The 4088-nt window shown below is 62.5% G+C and carries 2 protein-coding genes; one reads left to right on the top strand and one right to left on the bottom strand.

Going from position 1 to position 4088, the window contains the following annotated elements:
- Window positions 1–2098 (bottom strand): DNA polymerase (locus EN893_RS21990; RefSeq protein ID WP_164901011.1); only part of this gene is annotated, 2098 nt, incomplete at its 3' end.
- Window positions 2099–2513: 415 nt separating this feature from the next.
- On the opposite strand from EN893_RS21990, the gene EN893_RS21985 reads away from it, so the two are divergent.
- Window positions 2514–3899, top strand: coding sequence for a M20/M25/M40 family metallo-hydrolase (locus tag EN893_RS21985; protein WP_127271233.1), 1386 nt, complete (start codon window positions 2514–2516; stop codon window positions 3897–3899).
- Window positions 3900–4088 lie beyond the last annotated feature (189 nt).

The following is a 4088-nucleotide window of genomic DNA, read 5'->3' as shown; positions in this document are numbered from 1 at the left end:
GGATGAAGCCGGGCAGCGCATCAGTATAGGTCGATTTCAGCTTGGTCAGCTGGCGCCAGTCGACGATCTTGCGCGGCAGTTCGTGGCCTTCCGCGGCGAGATCTTCGAGAAGCTGCGCCGACGTCGACCACTGGCCGGTCTTGGTCTTGGAACCGCCGGGCAGGCCCATGCGCCCGAACAGGATGTCGCCGAGCTGCTTTGGCGAGCCGATGTTGATGCGTTCGCCGATGAGCTGGTAGATTTCCTCTTCAAGGCGAGCGGCGCCCTGGGCCAGTTCGCCGGAGAGCCGCGACAGGATCTGCCGGTCGACCGAGATGCCGCGCTGTTCCATGCGCGCCAGCACCGGCACCAGCGGCCGCTCCAACCGCTCATAGACAGACACCAGGCCCTTGGCGGCAAGCCGCGGTTTCAGCACCAGCCAGAGCCGAAGCGTCACATCGGCGTCCTCAGCGGCATGAGCCGTCGCCTTGTCGATGTCGACCTGATCGAAACCGACGGAGCTTTTGCCCGAGCCGGTCACATCCTTGAGTTGGAGAGGGGTATGACCGAGCCACTTTTCGGCAAGCGCATCCATGCCATGACCATGGGGCGTGCCGGCATCGAGCACGTAGGAGATCAGCATGGTGTCGTCGAACGGCGCGACATCGATGCCGTAGCGGCTCATGATCACAAGATCGTATTTCAGATTCTGCGCCACCTTGAGAACCGATCGGTCTTCGAGCAGCGGTTTCAGCACGGCCAGCGCCTCGCGCAGCGCAATCTGGTTTTCGAGCGCGCCACCACCGAGCAGGTCGCCATTGCCGCTCATGTGGGCAAAAGGAATGTAGGCGGCGCGGCCGGGCGCTGTGGCGATGGCCATGCCGATGAGTTCGGCCTGCATCGGATCAGCCGATGTTGCCCGGACATCGAAGGCGGCGATGCCCGCCTCCCGTGCCTCGGCCACCCAGGCTTTCAGGGTCGAGACATCGCGAATGCAATGATAGGCAGAAATATCGATCTTGCCGGTGGCCGCGCGCTCCAGCCGCAGTGCCGCGAGCAGGGAAGGGGTATCGCCTTGTTTTGACGTCTCCGCCGTCCCGCCGGCTTCGTCCGGTTCAGTGCCGGACGCGTTTCGGGCAACCGGCGGCAACCCGGCCCCGACATCTGGGCCATGAGCATGATCGGCGCGTTCGACGGTGACCGCGACGGCCTGGACGTCGCCGGCCTCGGTGCTGGTCGCTTCCGCCACACGGCGGGTCAGTGACGTGAATTCCATGGTCTTGAGGAAACCGATCAGCTTCGGACCGTCCGGCGCGTGCAGCACGAAATCCTCCAGTCCCTCGGTCACCGGCACATCGTTCATCAGCGTCACCAGCTGACGAGAAATGCGCGCCTTGTCGGCATTGGCGATGATCGATTCGCGCCTCTTGTCCTGCTTGATCTCGCCGGCCCGGGCCAGCAGCGTGTCGAGGTCACCGAACTGTTCGAGCAGTTGCGCCGCCGTCTTCGGCCCTATGCCGGGCACACCAGGCACATTGTCGACCGAATCGCCGGTCAGCGCCTGCAGGTCGACCATCTTCTCCGGCGGCACGCCCCATTTTTCTATGACTTCCGGAATGCCGATCTGGCGGTCCTTCATCGGGTCGTACATGGCGACCGTATCGCCAACCAGCTGCATCAGGTCCTTGTCGGAGGAGATGATGGTGGTATCGCCGCCGGCTTCGCAGGCGAGCCTCGCATAGGTGGCGATCAGATCGTCGGCCTCGTAGCCTTCGATCTCGACGCAGGGCAGGTTGAACGCCCTGGTCGCCTGGCGGATCAGGCCGAATTGCGGGATCAGATCTTCCGGCGGTGCCGAGCGGTTGGCCTTGTATTCGGGGTAGAGGTCGTTGCGGAAGGTTTTCGACGAATAGTCGAAAATGACGGCGAAATGCGTTGGCACAATGCCTACATCGGTGTTGCGGGCGTCGAGCATCAGCTTCCACAGCATGTTGCAGAAGCCGGAAACGGCGCCCACCGGCAGGCCGTCGGATTTGCGGGTCAGCGGCGGCAGCGCGTGATAGGCACGGAAGATGTAGCCGGAGCCGTCGACAAGGAAGAGATGATCGCCTTTTTTCATGCCGGCAGGGATAGCGCGGCGCGGCGGCTTGGTCCATGCCAAAGGCAGCGTCGACTATCGGTTCCGGCAACACCCTGACAGATCGCCGTCACCCTGCTCACGCCTATGTTACAAAACTGTAATTTTCGTGCCCTTGAATCGCCACGTTCAGAGACCCAAATACACGTCATCGGCAGTTTTCGCCGAGTCCGGAGCAAGGCCCGTCCCCCGCCTAATCCGGACACCTGCGGCAGCCTATCCCCCCTCTCCGGGCTGCCGCATCGTTTCGAGTAGAAGGCCGCCGTGGTTCCCCCTCCACCACGGCGGTCTTTTTTATCCCAGACAGACGTTTGCAGCCCGTGGTCCAATGATCGCGGGCTTTTCGTTTTCCTGTCCTGCCTTTACGGTTCGGGTTCTGAATCGAAAGGCTTCACATATGTCCGCAATTTCCCCCGTCCTCGACCGTCTCGACAACAATCTCGACCAGAGCCTCGAGCGCCTGTTCGGCTTGCTCAAGATCAAGTCGATCTCCACCGATCCGGCCTTTGCCGCCGATTGCCGCAAGGCGGCGGAATGGCTGGTGGCCGAACTCAAGCTGATCGGCTTCGACGCCAGCGTTCGCGACACACCAGGCCACCCGATGGTGGTTGCGCACCATGACGGCCCGGCCGGTTCGCCGCATGTGCTGTTTTACGGCCATTATGACGTTCAGCCGGTCGATCCGATCGAATTGTGGGAAAGCGATCCGTTCGCGCCTGCTGTCAAGGAGGTCGGGCCGGATCACAAGGTGATCACCGGACGCGGGTCGGCCGACGACAAAGGCCAGTTGATGACCTTCGTAGAGGCTTGCCGCGCCTGGAAACAGGTGCACGGCAATCTGCCTTGCCGCATCACCATCCTGTTCGAGGGCGAAGAGGAATCCGGCTCGCCCTCGTTGAAGCCGTTCCTCGAAGCCAATGCCGACGAACTCAAGGCCGATTTCGCGCTGGTTTGCGATACCGGCATGTGGGACCGCGAGACGCCGTCGATCTGTGTGGGATTGCGCGGGCTGGTCGGCGAGGAGATCACGGTGAAGGCGGCCGATCGCGACCTGCATTCCGGCCTCTATGGCGGTGCCGCCGCCAATCCGATCCGGATCCTGGCCAGGGTGCTGGCCGATATCCACGACAAGGACGGCCATATCACCATCCCCGGCTTCTATGACGGCGTCGAGGAAACACCGTCGCAGATCCTGAAATCATGGGAGACGCTCGGCGAGACCGCCGAGACGTTCCTCGGACCGGTCGGCCTGTCGATCCCGTCGGGCGAAAAGGGCCGCTCCGTGCTGGAGTTGACCTGGGCGCGGCCGACGGCCGAGTTCAACGGCATCATCGGCGGCTATACCGGCAAGGGCTTCAAGACGGTGATCGCGGCGGAAGCCTCGGCGAAGGTGTCGTTTCGCCTTGTCCACAAGCAGGATCCCAAGAAAATTCGCGCTGCGTTCCAGAAATTCGTCAAGGAGCGGATTCCGGCCGACTGTTCGGTCGAATTCCATCCGCATGGCGGCTCGCCGGCAATCCAGCTTTCCTACGACTCGCCCTTCCTCGCCAAGGCCAAGAATGCGCTGTCCGACGAATGGCCGAAGCCGGCGGTGACGACGGGCAGCGGCGGCTCCATTCCGGTTGTCGGCGATTTCCAGACCTATCTCGGTATGGAATCGCTGCTGGTCGGGTTCGGCCTCGACGACGACCGCATCCACTCGCCCAACGAGAAATACGAGCTCAGCTCCTTCCACAAGGGCCAGCGCTCCTGGGCGCGGATTCTCGATGCCTTGACGCGCTGAGCGGCGGAAACTCCTGTTTTCCTGTTGATTTTTCAGCGGATCGCGGCGAGGACGGGCCACAAGACAAAGCGCTGCAGCGTCCCTTGCGGGTCAGGGGACACTGTAGAGCTCGACCGGAGAAGACAATGGCCGATATCCGTTTCCATAAAAACGACCTGCCCGACCTCTCGCACTACAATGTCGGGGCAG

This window comes from Mesorhizobium sp. M7A.F.Ca.CA.004.04.2.1, from assembly GCF_004022825.1.
Taxonomy (GTDB): Bacteria; Pseudomonadota; Alphaproteobacteria; order Rhizobiales; family Rhizobiaceae; genus Mesorhizobium.
Note: the sequence above shows the minus strand (reverse complement) of the source record. Positions and strands in the feature narration are given on the sequence as shown.

What these genes read in the sequence shown, in the direction of transcription:
- EN893_RS21985 (WP_127271233.1), top strand. Translation starts at nt 2,514, where the DNA reads ATGTCCGCAATTTCCCCCGTCCTCGACCGTCTCGACAACAATCTCGAC.